Source organism: Kovacikia sp. CALU 1929, assembly GCF_056784235.1.
The window spans coordinates 55,485-73,417 of sequence record NZ_JBXBCF010000081.1; the positions used below are offsets into that span (position 1 = coordinate 55,485).

At 46.7% G+C, this 17,933-nt stretch carries 13 protein-coding genes; 3 read left to right on the forward strand and 10 right to left on the reverse strand.

Annotated elements, in window-relative coordinates; translation table 11 throughout:
• The first annotated feature begins 4 nt into the window (after positions 1-4).
• Positions 5-2,620 carry a CHAT domain-containing protein gene (locus tag AC1S52_RS21410; protein WP_482031082.1) on the forward strand — a complete coding sequence of 872 codons (2,616 nt, stop codon included), beginning with the start codon at positions 5-7 and terminating at the stop codon, positions 2,618-2,620.
• Positions 2,621-2,723: 103 nt separating this feature from the next.
• Here the strand turns inward: AC1S52_RS21410 and AC1S52_RS21415 are convergent, their stop codons facing one another.
• The gene (locus tag AC1S52_RS21415; RefSeq protein WP_482031083.1) at positions 2,724-3,434 is read right to left on the reverse strand and encodes a Uma2 family endonuclease; all 711 of its coding nucleotides are present in this window, start codon (positions 3,432-3,434) and stop codon (positions 2,724-2,726) included.
• A gap of 3 nt (positions 3,435-3,437) precedes the next feature.
• Here AC1S52_RS21415 and AC1S52_RS21420 point away from each other — a divergent pair, with 3 nt between their 5' ends.
• Positions 3,438-4,805 (forward strand): TIGR03985 family CRISPR-associated protein, encoded by a 1,368-nt coding sequence (locus AC1S52_RS21420; protein WP_482031084.1) that lies wholly within the window; start codon positions 3,438-3,440, stop codon positions 4,803-4,805.
• Here the strand turns inward: AC1S52_RS21420 and AC1S52_RS21425 are convergent.
• The 3 genes from AC1S52_RS21425 to AC1S52_RS21435 all read right to left on the reverse strand — a co-directional run bounded on the left by AC1S52_RS21425 (position 4,763) and on the right by AC1S52_RS21435 (position 9,506).
• Positions 4,763-5,359, reverse strand: coding sequence for an HD domain-containing protein (locus AC1S52_RS21425; RefSeq protein WP_482031085.1), 597 nt, complete (start codon positions 5,357-5,359; stop codon positions 4,763-4,765). The genes AC1S52_RS21420 and AC1S52_RS21425 overlap by 43 nt on opposite strands.
• 248 nt (positions 5,360-5,607) lie before the next feature.
• Complete coding sequence (locus AC1S52_RS21430; protein ID WP_482030344.1) at positions 5,608-7,134, reverse strand: sodium-dependent transporter; 1,527 nt, start codon at positions 7,132-7,134, stop codon at positions 5,608-5,610.
• A gap of 293 nt (positions 7,135-7,427) precedes the next feature.
• A complete protein-coding gene (locus AC1S52_RS21435; protein WP_482030345.1) occupies positions 7,428-9,506 on the reverse strand; it encodes a recombinase family protein in 2,079 nt (692 codons plus the stop codon).
• A gap of 360 nt (positions 9,507-9,866) precedes the next feature.
• Between AC1S52_RS21435 and AC1S52_RS21440 the strand changes: the two genes are divergently transcribed.
• Positions 9,867-11,321 carry a proton extrusion protein PcxA gene (locus tag AC1S52_RS21440; protein ID WP_482030346.1) on the forward strand — a complete coding sequence of 485 codons (1,455 nt, stop codon included), beginning with the start codon at positions 9,867-9,869 and terminating at the stop codon, positions 11,319-11,321.
• A 259-nt stretch (positions 11,322-11,580) separates the two neighbouring features.
• On the opposite strand, the gene AC1S52_RS21445 is transcribed toward AC1S52_RS21440, so the two are convergent.
• From AC1S52_RS21445 to AC1S52_RS21470, 6 genes are all read right to left on the reverse strand, one after another.
• A complete protein-coding gene (locus AC1S52_RS21445; protein ID WP_482030347.1) occupies positions 11,581-11,997 on the reverse strand; it encodes a putative toxin-antitoxin system toxin component, PIN family in 417 nt (138 codons plus the stop codon).
• A complete protein-coding gene (locus AC1S52_RS21450; RefSeq protein WP_482030348.1) occupies positions 11,994-12,221 on the reverse strand; it encodes a ribbon-helix-helix domain-containing protein in 228 nt (75 codons plus the stop codon). Before AC1S52_RS21450 ends, AC1S52_RS21445 begins: the two co-directional genes overlap by 4 nt.
• Positions 12,222-13,121: 900 nt before the next feature.
• On the reverse strand, positions 13,122-13,328 hold the full coding sequence (locus AC1S52_RS21455) for an AAA family ATPase (protein ID WP_482030349.1): 207 nt from the start codon (positions 13,326-13,328) through the stop codon (positions 13,122-13,124).
• 20 nt (positions 13,329-13,348) lie between these two features.
• A complete protein-coding gene (locus tag AC1S52_RS21460; protein ID WP_482030350.1) occupies positions 13,349-13,849 on the reverse strand; it encodes an ASCH domain-containing protein in 501 nt (166 codons plus the stop codon).
• Complete coding sequence (locus AC1S52_RS21465; RefSeq protein ID WP_482030351.1) at positions 13,839-15,356, reverse strand: GNAT family N-acetyltransferase; 1,518 nt, start codon at positions 15,354-15,356, stop codon at positions 13,839-13,841. Before AC1S52_RS21465 ends, AC1S52_RS21460 begins: the two co-directional genes overlap by 11 nt.
• Positions 15,357-15,749: 393 nt before the next feature.
• Positions 15,750-17,924: a dynamin family protein gene (locus AC1S52_RS21470; RefSeq protein WP_482030352.1), complete on the reverse strand. Its 2,175-nt coding sequence runs from the start codon at positions 17,922-17,924 to the stop codon at positions 15,750-15,752.
• Between the last annotated feature and the right edge of the window lie 9 nt (positions 17,925-17,933).

The following is a 17,933-nucleotide window of genomic DNA, read 5'->3' on the forward strand; positions in this document are numbered from 1 at the left end:
GACTATGCTGCGATCGCTCCTAATCTTCCTCATTAGTCTGAGCATTACGATCGTCACTGTTCAAGCCGTCAATATTGCATCAGGAATGGAGGCGACAGCGACAACGACAAAAACAATTGCTCAAACTTCAACTCAATCACTCCTTCAGCAAGGAATCGATCGCTACGAACGCGAACAGTTTGCTGAAGCGATCGAGCTTTGGCAGCAAGCAAACCAGAAGTTTACCGCTGAAGGAAACACCTTAGGGCAGGCACTCACACTCAGTAATCTATCCTTAGCTCATCAGCAAATAGGACAACTAGAACCTGCCGAAAAAACCATTAACGCCAGTTTGCAACTCCTCAAGTCTCAGCAGTCTGCTTCAAACCAGTCAGAGATCTATGCCAAAGCATTGAATACTCAGGGCAAGCTCTACTGGCTGCAAAATCAGCCAGAGGCGGCGGCAACTATCTGGCAAAAGGCGGCTCAGGCTTATGTTCAGACAGGCGATCACAAAGGTAGGGCGATCGCGCAAATTAATCGAGCCAGAGCGTTACAGGCATTAGGGTTCAGTCGTCAAGCAGCAGCGTTGTTGCAGCAGGTGTATCAACAGGCGCAACAGCAACCCGTTGAATTAAGAGCCATTGCGTTACGTAATCTAGGAAGTGTTTTGCGGCAGGTTGGCGATCTCAATGCATCTCGCGATCTCTTGCAACAAAGCCTGAAGCTTACCACAAACCCAAAGAATACCAGCTTAGTTTTGCTGGAGTTAGGCAATACCGAACGTGTGATGGGGGAGCGACTCCGGTCAATCGGGCGATCGGCAACAGCCCATCTGCAAACTGCCCTCACCTACTATCAGCAGGCGAAAGATTTGGATGGTTCGCTCTCAGCCCAGTTAAATCACTTCAGCCTTCTGATTGAGACAGGACAAACAGACACAGCCCGCCGCCAATTGCCAATGCTCAAACAAGCGATTGAGCAATTGGCACCCAGTCGAGCCTCCATCTATGCAGCTATCCATTTTGCAGACCACTGGATGCAATTGACTCAGATTCGCCCATCACAATCAGAGACGCTACCCATTGCTCAGTTGCTTTCCACTGCCATTGGGCAAGCAAAAACGTTGCATGATGAACGGGCAGAGTCTTACGCTTTAGGGCAACTCGGTCATTTATATGAATACAATAAACAATGGATCGAAGCACAAGCACTAACACAGCAGGCATTGCTAAAAATGGAGTCGATTCAGGCTCCTGAAATTCGATACCGTTGGGAATGGCAGTTAGGACGGTTGGCGCAGGCTCAAAACCAACCTGAACAGGGGATTGCCTTCTACAAAGCCGCGATCGCGACTCTGCAATCGGTCCGCAGTGATCTATTGAGAGTAAATTCTGACGTGCAATTCTCCTTTCGTGATGATGTCGAACCTGTTTACCGAGAATTCATCCAGCTACTCCTGACTGCCAAACCAGGACAGTTACCCAGCCAAACTCAACTTCAGTTAGCCATTCAAACGGTTGATGGCTTGCAACTGGCAGAATTAGCCAACTACTTAGGCTGCACCTTAGCCAATGTGGGACGGGTGAGCGAAATTCAAGATCCCAAAGCTGCCATTCTTTACCCGATTCTGTTGCAAAATCCGCAAAGCGATCGCACCGATCGCCTTGTCATCATCGCTCAATTTCCGAATCAATCCAACGCACTGATTTACGCTAACACCGCAATCACCACAGGCACGGCTGAGCGGACTATTCAAGCACTGCGAAACAATTTAGAAATTCCCGATCGAACGCCGGAAGTGTTAGCAGGAGCGAAAACCTTGTACGATTGGATAATTAAACCGTTAGAGTCAGAACTGAAGCAAACCTCCGTCAACACGCTGGTATTTGTGTTAGACGGAGCCTTACGAAATGTGCCCATGTCCGTTTTACATGACGGCAATCAGTATTTGATTGAGAAGGACTATGCTGTCGCGATCGCTCCCCGTTTACAGGTATTCACACCCAGTCCGTCTCCCAATCCACTTAAAGTCAGCATTGGCGGAGTTGGGATTTCACAAACTATCGATGGCACTGAATTTCCACCCATTCTGAAACTGCAAGAAGAACTCGATCGTATTGCTCAATCTGTGGCGATCGGCAACCCTTTAATCAATCAAGCTTTCACTGTACAAAACATTCGTCAACAACTACAAAGTCATGAGTTCTCGGCAATCCATTGGAAAACGCATGGAACCTTCAGTTCTGACCCTGCGGAAACTTACGTGGTCGCTTATCAAGAACGCATCACCACTGATACTTTAAGTGATTTGATTCAAGTCGGCAGTCAGGGTGGCAGTCGTCTGTTAGAACTGCTGGTTTTAAGCGCCTGTGAAACGGCTCGTGGGGACAATCGCGCCGTCTTAGGTTTGGCAGGAATCGCCGCTAGAACCGGAACCCGCAGTGTTCTCTCGACCGTATGGGATGCTCAGGACGCGCCCAACACCGAGTTTATGGCACGTTTTTATCAAGCCCTGTCTCAACCTGGAACAACCAAGGCGGAAGCCGTGCGTCAGGCGCAGCTTACCTTAATTCAAGCCAGCGGGTACACAGTACCTCACATTTGGGGGAATTATGTATTGATTGGTAACTGGCTATGAGTTAGGGTTGCGTCGCAAAAACAAACCAATGCCGCCAGGTCTACTACGAGCCGCAGTCCCCGACCGATGAAACCGACCTCAAGGGAGCGATCGCGACCCTTCTTCACTTCAATCCTTGCTCCATAGCAGGCAGCTCTGAGCGGAAAAAGGAAGCAACTTTGCAAGCAAATCCGGGTAAAAGGGGAGAGGCAATTTCATCAGTTGACATTAAAGTTGCAGCTAGCTTTAGCGTTGCCCCTTGCCGACGATAAACCTGAATTTGCTGCAATCGGCGATTCACAATCCAATATTCCTGTACTCCCTGAGATGCATACAGTTTCAGCTTCACTTCACTATCACGGCGTTCATTTTCTGCACCTGGGGACAATACTTCCACAATCAATTCCGGCGCTTCAGTAAGATGTCCTGCCTCATCCAGTAATATTGCCAATCGCTTATAGCTTGCCCACACAACATCGGGAATTACATTGTCTGCTTCCGAAAAAATAATTCCTGGCGTGGTCGTGGCTTCCCCCAATTTCGTTTCATCAGACCAATGGTTTAAAGCTGCACAAATGTTGTCAGCCACTCTCTGATGTCCCCAGTGAGGTGATCTCGTCATAAATAACTCACCATCAATAATTTCGTAGCGAGTGCCATTGTCTGGCAGTAGATCCAGATCTGAGATCGTCCAGTAGACCCGTTCAGTAGCTGGTTGACTCATGAGACATCCTCTTGAGCGACTGGCTCTATTGTAAGGGATGAAATAGGAAGAGGAGACTTCCAAGAATGCCAGTAGAATATAAGCCTCTGCCTCCACTGTACGGTTAATCATTCAATGCCCTGTTTCGCAGAAGATCCAAACATTGCCTTATTGAGATCGCTAGCACGCGGTTCTTTGAAGCAAAACCTGCTGCGAGCCTTGCGGTTGTGGGTCTGGTTGCGGGTTCTCTATGCCGATTTGGATGAGGGAGTGAGCGCCCCCGCCGATCCGTTTACCTTTGCCGAGTGGCGAACTCACTTCTTTTCTGAGTCCCATCCCCCTGGCGAAACGATGCCTCCATTGCATGACCCTGCCTGCGCCTGTGCCAGAACCGTGCATGACTGGCTTGAGTTATTGACACCAGAGCTAGATCTACGCGCCTGGAAAGAGTCCTTGCGTCAACAGGACTGCTTGCCCACTCAGTTTGATGCCTGGTGCAACCAACGATTGTTTGGGGTAACCCGACGCAGCCTGGACGAAGACCTGCGCATTCTGACAAAACTGAGTTGGGTGAATCGTCAGAAACAGTCCTATCAGCGAGTCAAGGCATTTCCCAATCATCCCAGTCTGGCTGCCCAAATCGGTCATCCCCAACCCCTGATTCATCCTGACCTGGCGGCGATCGCCCATAACCTTGCCCCTGCCATTAACGGGTATCGACGCTTTTTCTTGCATGTGGAATACGTTGTCCCACCTGAAGCAACCGACCGGGTGGATGACTGGCAGGCTTTACTCCGACAGATCTGGGAGCAAATTCCGGTTCCCCCGATTCAACTGACGTTCTACAGTGCCAGGTTGGATGCCATTTGCATGAGTATCGTTTATCCCGTGTGTGTGTATTACGCGCAACGTGCTTCCTATCTATGCGCCTGGGGTCAATTACCTGATGATGATAAAAACTTGATGGATTGGCGCAACTATCGACTTGACCGCATTCACGCTATCCAGCCCCTAAGCTGGAGTACCTCTGTCCTCCCGAAAGCGCTACATCAGGCATACCAGCAAAACCAGCTACCCACTCCAGACACCATTCAAGAACGCATGATAGAAGCCTGGGGATTTGACTTTTATCAACCCGCTGATACGCTGCTGCTACGGTTTGATCAAGACTTTGCCAAACGCTACATCAACAACAGCCTGCGCCATGAAACTTTTACCGCCATCAGTTACCCCAAAGCAAAAACCTTAATTCAGTCAAATACCAGTGCTGAAATTCGTCGGAAATTATTCGGTGTATTAGAGGCGCGATCGCCTGACGATGCTTACTATACAGCCCAATACCGCCGTCACGATCTCAATATTTTGTTGCGTCTGCGGGCTTGGCGACCTTCAATGGAAGTGCTGTTGCCCTGGGACTTACGCCAGCAGATTGCCGCTGAAGTGAGGCAAGAAAAGCAATTTTATGACGAGGTAGAAAGCCGCTCCAGTTCTTCTAAGGTTTGACTGTAGGCTTGAATCCAATCGTTCTCTTGCCATCCCCTCTGTTCCCATGTTTGAAATACGTCTCTCAAGGCTTTGTAAAACCAGAGCGTTTCAGATGATTGAACCGTAAACCAATCCCACACTTTGGTTCCTTCTTGCCGGAAGGATGCCAGGAGCGATCGCACATTGTGCAGTTTGTCTGCCAGGACTACCCGCTGCACAGACAGGGGCGCATGGCGCAGTTGCTCCAGGTATTGCAGCTTGCGATCATGCCAGGGCAGAGATGGATCTACGGCAGGTTCAGTGCAACCCTCAACAATTTGTGTAACGCGATCACCAAACTGGCGTTGAATCTCTTGACGGATGCGATCGCCGCCCTGGTCTTCAATGGCATCATGCAAAAGGGCGGCGATCGCCTCATCCTCATCTCCACCGCTCTCTAGAACCAGAGCTGCAACACTCATTAAATGAGCGATATAGGGAGTTTTGCCGTCTGCTCTAAGTTGGCTGGCATGGAGGCGATAGGCGTAGATCAAAGCGGCTTCAAACTGGTGAGTTAATAAGGTGCAATTCATAGGGTGCAAAGTACTGGGATAGAAAACCCGTTGCAATGCCAATGGAAATGGTTGCTTAAACTGAACTTGGCTAGTGTTACAAACACTAAATTTTGCAACATGGGGGTTTGGGGGCTTCGCCCCCAAGAAGGGGTTCCACCCCTTCACCCCTTACAAAACTTTCGTTTTGCTGTACTGGTATTGTGCAGGGGTGGATGAGTGGAGGGGAGAAGGCACCGTTACCTACCCGTCTGCCGTCTATTCCCTATCTACCCATCTCCCCTTTCTCTCCTACCCTCATCATCCGCGATGCTCAATTGGGGATTGCCTTTAAGGGAAGTCCATTGTTTGATTAAGGAAATTACGAAAAATAAAGTGGGAACGAAGGCGATCGCCCAACCAATCGCCAGCGCCCAACCGGGATATCCTTCATAGGGCGTATGGATATCCACCGAAAACTGGGATGCCAGTAGCATAAACAAAACGGCTGGAGTAAAAAATTTAATCGAGAAATTCCACCATTTTCCAATCGAGCGATCGCTGACTTCGTTGATGTAGCGCCGCATGCGTTCGGCTCCATACAACCAGCCCACCAGAATCGCCTGCAAGATGCCCACTATCATTGAATTGTAGCTGGTGACGAAGTGATCTGCAATGTCCAGAAAGTAGAGTCCGGCACGGGTGGTATAGAGAATGCCACCCATCAGACCCGCCACACAAACCCAGAACGAAACTTTCACCGTCTGGGAATGACCCACTTTATCTAGAAAAGCGGCATTCACGGTTTCAACTAACGAAAATGCACTGTCGATTCCCAGCGAAAGCAACATCAGAAAAAATAAAGCGCTAAACACTCCCGGCAGTGGCATTAAACTTAACGCTTCAGGGAAGACCACAAAAGCAAGCCCAGGACCAGAAGCGGCCAACTCCGTCAGGGGAGTTTGGGTTTGGGAAGCCATATAGCCCAGCACCGCAAATACCACAAAACCAGCAAAGAGACTGATTGAAACATCCAACCAGGCAGTTGTCCAGGCGCTTTGAGAGACATCATCTCGGTCTGATTTGTAACTGCTGTAGGCAATCATCGTGCCAAATGCTAGGGAAAACGAGTAAAAGATCTGGGCAAAGGCTGAATTCCAAACCGTTGGATCCAGGAGAGCGCTCCAGACTGGATTGAGATAGAGTGCCCAACCATCCAAAAAACCGGGTAGCGTCATTGCCCGCACCAGTAATATCGCCAGCAAAATGACTGGTAGGGGCACACTGAGAACAATCACTTTTTCAACGCTTTTGGTGCCCTTCCAGACACAAAAATAAATGGCAATCCAAATAGCGACTAATGCAGCCAACACGGACCCGTTAATGCCGCCCAGATTGGCAACACTATCACTCACCTGCAAGACATTTTGGAAGAAGTGTTCCTTTGCTCCGCCTGCTAACCCTGTGCCAGAAAAGGAGTTGAGGAAGTACATCAGACACCATGCCATCACCACGGCATAGTAAGAAACCACTACAAAAGCAGAGAGGGCAGTCAAAATACCAAGTCCACCAAATGCAGGATGCAACTTCCGGTACGCCCCGATCGCGCTCTGCTGCATCTTTTGTCCAATAGCAATTTCCAGCATCAACAAGGGTACGCCTACGACAAACAGGGCTATCAGGTAAGGAACCAGAAATGCCCCACCACCATACCTTCCAGCCAGGTAAGGAAACCGCCATACATTGCCTAACCCAACGGCTGAGCCAACGGCTGCCATTACAAAAGTTGCCCGCGAAGCCCAACGCTGACGAGACATTAGAATAAACCTCCTAGAATAAATATATAAAGGTCAAGCTCTTTGGTTGGAGTGTAACCCAATGGGTCATTCACTGAATGAATTCGTGAGTGCTTATGCAAGAGAAGCTTACCTACCAGTTTGACAAGCCGCTGTTTGATGGTCTATCTGGCGTTGCTCATGAGTATTTATTCTGGCAAAGTGACGCCGTCGCGATTAACCTTTGACCAAAATTGCTGCTATTCACTGGTCGTTTATGATTTTCCCTAAGGTCTTCCACCCTCATACATTGATCATCTCGGCATATTGGTGAACTATTTGTTTGGCACGAGGGGAACTGCGGCATTGACCAGAGATAGCAGAATCCCGGTTTGCTCCTGTCCGTTGGTTGCCAGGTCGCTGTGGCAGAGGTAAACCCGTTCCTGCGATCGCCCCAACAGGTCTAGCAAAATTCGGCGCAGGCGGCGCTCATTGGATTCCATCACCTCTGCGGCTGTCAAAGCCCGTCCAGACCACTCTTGCAGGAACAGGGGCGCACCAAACAGCGCATCAATACCCGTCAGCCAACGGGGAGAACCGGCATCCAGCCAGAACTGCCAGCGATGGGTCCGCCGATTGGAACGGTACTGAAACACCGTTGCCAGGGTGATTGCATTACTGGCTGCTCCAATCGGACGCACCGGGTAGGGGTTCGCCGTAATCGTGCCACTGTTCAACAGTTGGATGAATCGGCTGACAGTCATATAGGCAGGTGATTCATACCGTTCCCGACTCCTGAGCCTGCCGCTGACCTCCCAGTAATGCTGGGCGACCTCAATCAATTGACGCAGGGCAGAAAGCTGATCAAACGGTAGAGACCCTCCCCCAAACAAAAAAGACTGAATTGCCCGGTCTAGTAGCGAAACCGCATTCGGAATCAGGCGTTGCTCCAGTTGAGCCTGTTGGGTTGCAATCCACTGCACGATCTCCTCGTAGGCAGTTGTCACCTGATAACCCAGCCGATCCCAGCGAGGAAACGTGCTGGCAGGCAACAGGCGGGGTGTTTCCGGGTGGGGAACGAAGCAGTAGTCGGCAATCAACCCAGCACGGACAGGGTCGATCGCAGACAGTACCACCAGCATTTCGGCTACCCCATCCCGATTAACTAACCGCCCCAAGCCGGGATAAACCAGGGTAAGCAGGGTGAGCAGGGCACGGATGATGGGAGAACTGGTGAGGGGACGCTGATCGTTGAGGGACTCCACCGGAATCTGATGCTGGGTCAAAATGTTGCTGAGGCTGTAGCGGGCGATCGCATCCAAGCCGGGACCAATGATGGCAATTTCCTTCGGCTCGATTTGCCCCTGCTGAATTGCCTCCACAATCACCGCCGCTGTCCACTGTAGAAGCTGGGCACGGGAGGTCGTCTGGATCGTTTGCACGGCTTCAGGCAGGCTGGCAAGGAAGATGGGGTCTGTCACCAGTTCGACCACAGAGGTTCCTAGCTCCTCTGCCAGGGAAGGAACCGGGCGCTCCGTCAATTCTTCTACCTGGCAGCGTTCCGCCAGACCCGCCAGGTAACTGGGATCTGCCCCCAAGCCTAAACGGACGGCTCCATCTGGATTGTAGGTGAATGCCGCCGCCGCCCCCGCATCCAGCATTGCCTCAAATAGGGTGCGGGCGATCGCGGGGTACTCGTCCAGGTCATCTGCCAGGATAAGCCGATAGCGCTGTACCAGATGCTCCCGGTACGTAGGGTGAGGTAACAGATGTTGCCCGTACAATCCGGCAAGGATGCCATAGGTCAACAACCCCCGCTCCAGACACCAAGTCTGCCAGCGTTGCAGCATTTCACCTACTTGCTCTGGCGGGATGGGGATCTCGTCCGACTGTCCTCCGAACCCCTGTTCTAAAATGTAGGGAATGTCCTGAATCGGAATTTCAGCCAGGGCTGCCAGTTGCAGCAGATCCAGCGATCGCCTTACCAGCCGCGAGGCAATCAGACTGGATTGTTGGGCAATGACCGGGTCTAGCTCTGGTTGCCAGAGCTGGCTGGCAAGGTCCTGTTCATTCTCTGGAGCTAACCGCAGAGGAAATTGCGCTTTCAGGTCTAGCTGCTGAATCAACAGGGGCCAAAACAGCATCACCTCATCCTGAAAGAACCCCAACGGGGTTGTAGAGTGGAACGGATAGCGACTCTGGATTGCAGCCGTCAGACGATCAGCCAGTTCAATCCGGTTGTCGCCAATGGCAGCAAAGACCAGCACGCCCCCTTTGTCTCTCTGCCGCTCTGCGTCTCCACTGCCCTGAACCTCCCCCCCATCCTGCTGAACCCACTCCCGAAATATTCCCACTAACCGGCTTGTTTTGCCGCTCCGGGAAGGTCCTGTAATCCAGACGGGTTCACCGCTCACCAGATGCTCTCTCCTCAATGGTTCTCTTGAATGGTTCTGTGATGACTTTAGTTAGGATGGCTAGTGGTCGGCAAGAATTATTTTGGAATTTTCAACCCCTGAATAATCACCCCTTTCCTAGCCCAGACTCACAAACACAAAGTTGACAAACCACCAGGGATAGTGGATTCAGTGATGCCGCAGCCGGTAGAGGAGGGTTAAACCGTCCGCGCTCCAAGTGTATAGAATTATCAGTAAACCCGTTCCTACCCAATTCTTGAACCTGAACGCTTGAGCGCAACTTTAATTTCTGTCCCAAGTACCCTAAGAATCTAGAGTACACTTTATTTTCAAGTGTTGGATCTATTCAAGCCTGTTGCTATGACTTCATTCTGGACGAGAGCCAATCGGCAATTGCAGACTGTGAGACAGTGGTATGAGAGAACGCCAGAAAGGGCGCTTGACCAGGCATACGATGCAGCGTTAACGATTCAGGCGATCGAGGATGAACATTTTGGCGGTAACCGAATTCTTAATAGCTCCGGTCAATATAGTGAAAACACCTTTGCCTACTTTCAGACTGAATTAAAGAAATATCTTAAAATTGCCGAAATTCGGTTATCAGAGTTTAAAGCAAGTCGCTTCTTCTTTAACTTAACCGACCCCTCTGCAAGCGCTCGTCCTGCCCGTAATGGAATGGTTGACCGGGATCAGGCGACTATTATTCTGGAAAAGCTTAAATTCATTGATACCACGATTGAACGGTACAAGCCCAAAGAACCAACCTCCTTATCGCTCGTACCTGTTTCGCAGGGAGATGGGAGGAATCCAATCCCATCTCCCTATCTGTCCTCAGAAATGGAAGGGAAGAAACCCTCCTACTCTCCCGAACTAATTTCTGAAGACGACTCTATTCTGGATAAAACAGGGGTTTTACCGCGATCGATTTTAGGGACACTTAACCGAATTAAACGTGATTTGGATCCCAATTCTGAACCTCAGGTAGTTCAAAGTTTTCGCAATACAAAAGCAAAAACCCTGATCTCTATTCGATTTCTTTTGCTGTTGATAATTGTCCCGCTTTTAACCCAGCAACTAACCAAAGTTTTTATTATCAGTCCCATTGTCGATCGCCTTAGGCAACCTGACCAGGCTCAAGTATTTCTCAACTATGAGCTTGAGGAACGGGGACTTGAGGAATTGCGAATTTATGAGGATAGACTGCGGTTTGACAGCATGATTGGCAGATCCCCTCGGTTGACCGAAGCCCAGGCAAGAGAATGCCAGGTCGAATTAGCGATTCGAGAGGAAAATGCGGGCTTCAATCCTCCGGTTGACTGGGAAGGAACCGTTGGGCAACCAAATGTTCCCGTTAGACTTTCTACCCAGCAGGTGCGGGAGTGCCTGGTGAAAGAACGGGCAGACGAACTGGCTCAACAAAACTACCAGGACGGGTCAAATGCGATCGCCAATGTTTTCGCAGATGCTTTCTCTCTGATTGCCTTTGCCATTGTCATGCTGACCAACCAGAAAGAGTTAGGGGTGCTCAAGTCGTTCCTGGATGAAACCGTCTATGGCTTGAGTGACAGCGCCAAGGCATTTATTATCATTCTGTTCACTGACATGTTTGTGGGGTTTCACTCGCCTCACGGCTGGGAGGTCTTGCTAGAAGGGGTCGCCAGACATTTTGGCTTACCCGCCAACCGGGACTTTATCTTTCTGTTTATCGCCACGTTCCCAGTCATCCTGGACACGATCTTTAAGTACTGGATCTTCCGCTACCTCAACCGCATCTCACCGTCTGCCGTGGCGACGTATCGGAATATGAACGAGTAATTCTGGGGTGAGGAGTGAGGGGTAATGGGTGGGGAGAGTTGTTAGTTCTTAGTTGATAGAAGGGGGGCAGTGGTCAGTAGATAGAGCTTACTAAAAAAGCTACTTACTCTTTCAATTATGAAAAGCCAGCTAACGATTGAGTTCAGCGGCGGCTAATAACCTGTGCATATCCTCCGACCATCTTTATCCCGCCGCTGCAACGATTTGTTAGCCCGGTGCGATCTCTGCCGACCATCTCCATGCCTAGCCAGAAACAGTTTTACTCCGGCTCAGTGCCAAACTGCTCTTCATAAGCTTCAAATTCCGAAGGGGCAAGAATATCAATATCGCCAAACTTTTTCAGAATCAGTAGATCCTTATCGCCAGTAATGATACAAGCTGCTTTACCCGTAAGTGCCGTCGCCAGAACCATATCATCTTCAGGATCGCGACACACATTACTTTCCGGTGGAGTTGGGTCAACTAGCCTCATCCTAGGGCGTAAAAGCACTTCAACTGCGGCTGCATCTGCGTCAGAGTATTTAAATTTCCCTATTAACTTTTCTCTCAATTCATTAAGAATAAATTCTGAAGTGATGACAGAATGTACCCGTAAGCATTGCTCGACAAGGGTATGACAAAATCCTTTGGCAATAAAGGCAGCAATCAGAACGTTGGTATCCAGCACTACGTTCATGACACTAGCTCAAAAATATCGTCATCCGTATAGGGAGTCTGCGCTTTCTGCATCAGTTGGGCGCGTAACGCTCGAAATTGACGAATGAACAGGTAGTCTTGAATAGCAGCTTGAACCAAATTCTCTGCGGAAATACCTTCAGTTTGAGTGAGATTGTCAAGAGTTGCCTTGAGTTCTGGGGTCAATGTGATCGTCAGGATATCTTCCATACAGTTAGGCATCATTACTCTACATTATTAGTAAATTTTAACAAACTCAAGATAGCTTATTTACCCAGAGCCTCTGTCGAGAGCAATCAGGTTTAATAGAGAATAATTGCATCAAATCGGGTCAGTCTAAATGCGTGGGTTTAATCGGCAACATTGGCTAATTCCCCTGGTAGCAGTAGTTGTTATCTTTGTTACAGATGCCCGGAGTATTCTCATCAATCTCTTAACAGCGGATAAACCTTTGTCTCTGCGGGAGCTATTTCTATCACCGTGGCGACGTATCGGAATATGAACGAGTAATTCTGGGGTGAGGAGGGAGGGGTAAAGGGTGGGGAGAGTTGTTAGTTGTTAGTTGTTAGAAGGGGGGCAGTGGTCAGTAGATAGGGCTTACTAAAAAAGCTACTTACTCTTTCAATTATGAAAAGCCAGCTAACGGCTCCGTTCACCCGCCGCAAACAAGCTCTCGAACTCAACCAGCCGACTTGATACGGTCGGATGCAACGGAATTGTTAGACCGTTCGGTACAAGCTTGCATCACTATTCCAGCCATGTCTATGTCTAAACTAATAAACTTTCAATAAAAGTGAATATCTTGTCTTTGTCCTCAGTGGGATTACTCATTAAATAAGGAATGCTTAATTTATCCCTAATGTATTCAGCATAAAGGATTTCCTGTTCCTGAAAAGACTTCAACAAAGACAAATCGTGTCTGATACTATCCCTTGAATTTAAACGAGCATAAATATTTTCAGGTTTGTCAATCAAGACAAGAATTGCGCTAGGGGCGATGCCCTCATAAGTTGAGTACGGAATTCTAGTGATTTCATTATCCTTGTTTAAAAGACAGAAATGTCCATCGAGTAAATACCAATTTGTAGTGTTGAAGTATTTATTTAACGCTACTACCAGATAGTCTTAATTCCCAGCTATATTTTCAACTTGTTTACTCCGAAGATGCTCCTCTTCTTTCTCTTTGGCAATCAAATTACTTGCCGAAAAATGTTCAATGCTAAATCTAACTACTAGATCATTGCAAAGTGTTGTTTTACCAACGCCGTGTACTCCGGCGACAAAAATTATTCTACGCTTTTCCAAATTATTTACCTCTTGAAAAGCCGACAAAGATAGTGGTTTAGCTGAATTCAGTACGATGTTAGTAAATTTAACTGTTCACCCAACCGTTCCTCTTGCATTAGTTCATTTCTTCCCTTTTGAAGCGCATCAAGCCACTCAACTGGCACATACCAATCCTCACGCCAATTGATTGTGGCTTGTGGTGGTACAAATCCCGGACAAAGTTTCTGCATTTGTTTTAGAGATAATGCAGTAAAGGAAAAGCTCTGATGTATTAAAGTGCCGTATGCAAATTCACAGTTCTCAAAATAAATGTCATAGAATTCTTTGTCTACACCCATAATTTGGTGATACTGATTCCACATTTTAGAAGGAGGTAAGGATATAGTCTTATCCGCTATAAAGCCTCCTTTTATAACAGAATTAGGAGTAGTTTCATATAGAAGAACAAGATCGCCTAATTCCATACCGATTGGGCGCTTTCTTAACTCAATCTTCTTGGTGCCAGCAATAATACATTCAGCATAAACCTGTTTGATACTGAGTGCTTTAATATGCTTATCCTGCATAAATACCTCCAAGTTCAACGGCTCTTCTATAACGTTCTAAGGAAATACTATGCATGGTTTGTGGTGTTCCATTCAGGACACCATTGCTTAATAAGTCACCTCGACTGATTGCTTGACGAAGTGGCATTAGGAAATCAAACTCAACAGCGTGTCGAGTTTGTACTTCTCCGCCGATCTGCTCTAATGTAAGAACGCCTCTTATACCTAAATCACTGTAGAGTTGAGCAGGTGTGCCAATATATCGATTGACAATTCTGGCGATCGCTACAACACCGGATATAGGACGGCTAGCATAAAACAATATCGATGCCCCTCTCATATCATCTTGAATACAAGTAGGCTTGCCGTAATAAACTGTCTTGCCAGCTTGAAATATTTGAATTAGAAACTGAGGACGAATTGGTATAACGTAAGCCGTTCGAGGGGTATAGATTGATTCTGCCGGATATGTCAAATTGAGCCAGGAATGAAAAGAGCAACGATGAACAGAATTTGCATCTGAGTCTAGTAACTCAATAGTTGCATCGTTGTATTGAATCTGTGTGACTTCCTTTCTACCTTCAGGATCATAAGAAGACCCAATAATCGATGGAAATAAATATTTCGCCTTATTTATAACATCTAAATTGTTTGTATCAGGATCATAAAATAGCAGCTTCGTTAAAAACCATTCTGGTTGATGAGCTTCGCGTTCGTATATCTCACGCCCTATACCTTCTACCCAAAAGCCATAACGTTCAAAGAATGGAATAAGCTCAACTCTAGCTGTAGTAACAAAAGCTCTTCTAATTCTCTCTGATTTCCACTGTTCAAAGCAGGTTAAAATCAGGTTTCTCCCAATACCACTGCGTCGAAAATCTTGATAAACATAGAGAGTTGATAATTTAGCTATTCCACGACTTTTAGGTTTCCAAATTGCAACGCCAATCGCGTGTCTATCTCTGTAAGCTACATTGAAGACAGTACTTGAATCGCTCATCGTTCTGTCTAGCCATTGAGGGAAACCAGGATAGAGAGGAGATAGTTCACTATCAAGCATCCTAACTAACTCAGTCTCACGTCTAAATTCACTACCGCTTAACTTTTTCACTCCAAATGCAGCAACAACAGACTCAAACGAGTCTCCCTCAATATCTCTTCGTCCCCCAACCAGTTCTGAGAAATCGTCGAAAATTACAGCACGATAAAGTTTATTTACAAAATCTTGTAATTCTTGTTGACTAGGGAACCTAAACCACTCAATACCAGGTGCCTCTGAGACATGGTATCCCTTCGCTGTCAACTGAGAATGAATTATTGACTCTACACGCTCGTCTGGAATTTTAATTGCACCTAATAAATAAGGCTCTTCTGGATGCGAGGTTCTGATCTGTGCACGTATACGCTGCCATGCCAAGTCCGTAGGATCAGCATCAATACTTCCAGAGGTTCTACCAATTTTTACCCTCGGGTGCTCTCTTAAATATGAAGGAAATGAATAAATGTAAAGAACGACCTGGGTTTCCATAACTTAGTTGGACTGACTACAAGCTGCCCCAGCCTACTGTGCAGGAATAAACAAAGGGGTTAGTGGGTTATTATAGCCAACTCACGGGCTTTAGGCGCAATCGCCCCCGCAACAATTTCCAAACAACGCCCGAACTAAAAACTTACGCCTACTTGAGTATCGCAACTTACAGGCAACCTTTCGCTACACACCCCAACAAGAGAATTGTCGGTCTAACGTTGCCCATCACCCGCCGCAGATAACCTTTGCATCATAACCGATCAACTTTCGGCGGTCGGTGTGCATGGGCGTTGTTAGCTTGCCTGGTTGACTCAGCAACGGTTTAGTACTTGTACTTTTACTTGTCTAGTTTTTGCCTCAAAACTATCTAGGACAAAATACAAACTGCCAAACTTAGACACTTTCACTACTCAGTTGATCCGCTTTCATCACAACATCAAGCAACTTTTGTTTCAAAGGATCAAGATTTTCTTGCACCATCTTGATCAAAAGTTCTGCCTTCTGTTTACTCCGACGAGCTTCAAGAGCAATTAAAAGAGGAAGTGCAACTAGGAAAACTACCCCTGCACCAATAACTTGACCTGTTAGAGCAACACCCTGCCAACGCAGGATAAAAACAACGAGAACAACTAAAGCAATTACTATAGGGATATATAGAAGAAATCCTTTGTTGCCCGGAATTTCCAGTTTGTCTAATCGCAGTTGCTCGATAGTACTTTGAAAACTGTCTCCTAGTGAAGGATTTACCCGCTTTAGGTTTCGCAACCAAGCTCCATTATAATGGCTACTCATAGACCACTTGTCTACTTCAGACTGAATGACTGAGTTGAGCCACGTTAAGTCTACCGACCCACTGCTTGCTATTTCTCGACGAATACGGTTTTCAAGGATATCCCAAAAAGTTTGCCATTGTGCAGAAAATTCTGATTCCCAACTCATCTTGAGTTCTCCTTTAATTTTTTCCCTAATATTGTTGATCCCACTCTGAAATTGTTCACACCAATCAACTAGAGCACCGTAACCTTGTAGAAGCTGCTGTGCTGTTTGATAATCTAGATTGTAAATAGAGGGGGTATATGAATCGCTATAAGAGGCAAGGAGCCGATCAACCTCTTCAACATACTGACTTGCCTTCGCATAGAGTATTGCCAACATTCCACGAGATGCCTGTTCGATGGAGTCGGCAGCTCTTTTCTTTGCATCCTCCTCTAAGAAGTTTCTACGAAACCAACCTTTTACTCCAGTCCCTGTTGCATTACCTAATTCTGGAATTGGTACGCTATAAGAACTGATAGTGAAATCGGGAATCTCCACAGGCGTTTGAATTACAGCAATTTTAACTTTTTGGTGTACCTGCCGAGCATAGTCTGAGATTGCTTTAGAAAAGCAGTTTTTCAGATTGGTTGACCAATCGGAAGAGGTGTTCATTATTTGTTTGGCATTTTGAACACAATCATTAATAAAAGAGTCTCCTAACTTATAAATCTCACTATACACTTGACTAACATGTAAGCGATCTTCTGCAACTTGGTTTCTTAGGCTAGCTAGCTCTTTAACATAAGTTCTCTCTTGTTCTTGCTTTAAGAACTGAACATTAGGTTCTAGTTCAGCAAGTTGCGTATTTAATATTGAACGAGCCTTGAATAGATGATTATTCAAAATCCCTAATCTAGAAATAATTGCCATCTTCTCACAAGCTGGTGTATTAAGCAGCACTTCCAACCATCGCTGAAATGCAATAAGATCTCCAAAATAGTTCTCGTCAAGTAAGTTATCTGCTCTTGCTTCTAAGGTGGTTTTCGCATCTGCCGTAAAAAGACATAAGCGATCAACGAGAGGATTCTCTAACCCTACAAGAGTTGCTTCTGCCCATTCAAAAAGTACATCTCTATCTTCTTGTTCGGTTAAACCTAAGCGGTTTATGACAAAAACAATATTGCCATCAAGGAGCTCATGAATTTCTCTTGCAGCTTCCTTTTCAACTTCCGATAACAACTTATCAGCCAGTAAGATCATAATAACTAAATCTGATTTTTCAACCTCCTGATAAGTTCTTGCATTTAGAAGCGAAGTATCTTCCAAACCTGGAGTATCAACAAATACACAGCATTGGTTACAGAAGAAAAAGGGAAACTTTATTCTAACTTCTTCAATTCCCTCTGGAGGCTCTGAGCTGCCTTCTGAAAGGTCAAGTAAAATATATTTATCTAGATTGCTGAAGGCGATTTCTTGCTCAGAAAAATCACCATTTGAAGTCTTTAAAGAAATAGTTGCTGATGGTTGAGAAGCGTAGCTAATCTTAGTAACAACGCCTGTAGCACGATTGACTCTTGATGGGACGACTCTAGAACCGAGCAAAGCATTAAGAAAGGTTGATTTTCCTGCCTTAAAAACTCCTAAAAGAGTAATATGTATTTTCTCTCTTTGAAGAACTGTACGAAATTCCAAAACAGGTTGAATAAGTTCCTTCGCTTCCTTTGGTATTCCATTATCAGGTAAGTCAACAAAGTAAGTATCTAAAGAACTTAGATAAGAACCTGGTGCAAGAGAATTGTATGGAGAATTCATCTTTCAAAT

What these genes read in the sequence shown, in the direction of transcription:
- AC1S52_RS21450 (WP_482030348.1), bottom strand. Translation starts at nt 12,221, where the DNA reads ATGATGCCTAACTGTATGGAAGATATCCTGACGATCACATTGACCCCA.
- AC1S52_RS21420 (WP_482031084.1), top strand. Translation starts at nt 3,438, where the DNA reads ATGCCCTGTTTCGCAGAAGATCCAAACATTGCCTTATTGAGATCGCTA.
- AC1S52_RS21425 (WP_482031085.1), bottom strand. Translation starts at nt 5,359, where the DNA reads ATGAATTGCACCTTATTAACTCACCAGTTTGAAGCCGCTTTGATCTAC.
- AC1S52_RS21470 (WP_482030352.1), bottom strand. Translation starts at nt 17,924, where the DNA reads ATGAATTCTCCATACAATTCTCTTGCACCAGGTTCTTATCTAAGTTCT.
- AC1S52_RS21410 (WP_482031082.1), top strand. Translation starts at nt 5, where the DNA reads ATGCTGCGATCGCTCCTAATCTTCCTCATTAGTCTGAGCATTACGATC.
- AC1S52_RS21430 (WP_482030344.1), bottom strand. Translation starts at nt 7,134, where the DNA reads ATGTCTCGTCAGCGTTGGGCTTCGCGGGCAACTTTTGTAATGGCAGCC.
- AC1S52_RS21465 (WP_482030351.1), bottom strand. Translation starts at nt 15,356, where the DNA reads ATGGAAACCCAGGTCGTTCTTTACATTTATTCATTTCCTTCATATTTA.
- AC1S52_RS21415 (WP_482031083.1), bottom strand. Translation starts at nt 3,434, where the DNA reads ATGATTAACCGTACAGTGGAGGCAGAGGCTTATATTCTACTGGCATTC.
- AC1S52_RS21445 (WP_482030347.1), bottom strand. Translation starts at nt 11,997, where the DNA reads ATGAACGTAGTGCTGGATACCAACGTTCTGATTGCTGCCTTTATTGCC.
- AC1S52_RS21460 (WP_482030350.1), bottom strand. Translation starts at nt 13,849, where the DNA reads ATGCAGGATAAGCATATTAAAGCACTCAGTATCAAACAGGTTTATGCT.
- AC1S52_RS21440 (WP_482030346.1), top strand. Translation starts at nt 9,867, where the DNA reads ATGACTTCATTCTGGACGAGAGCCAATCGGCAATTGCAGACTGTGAGA.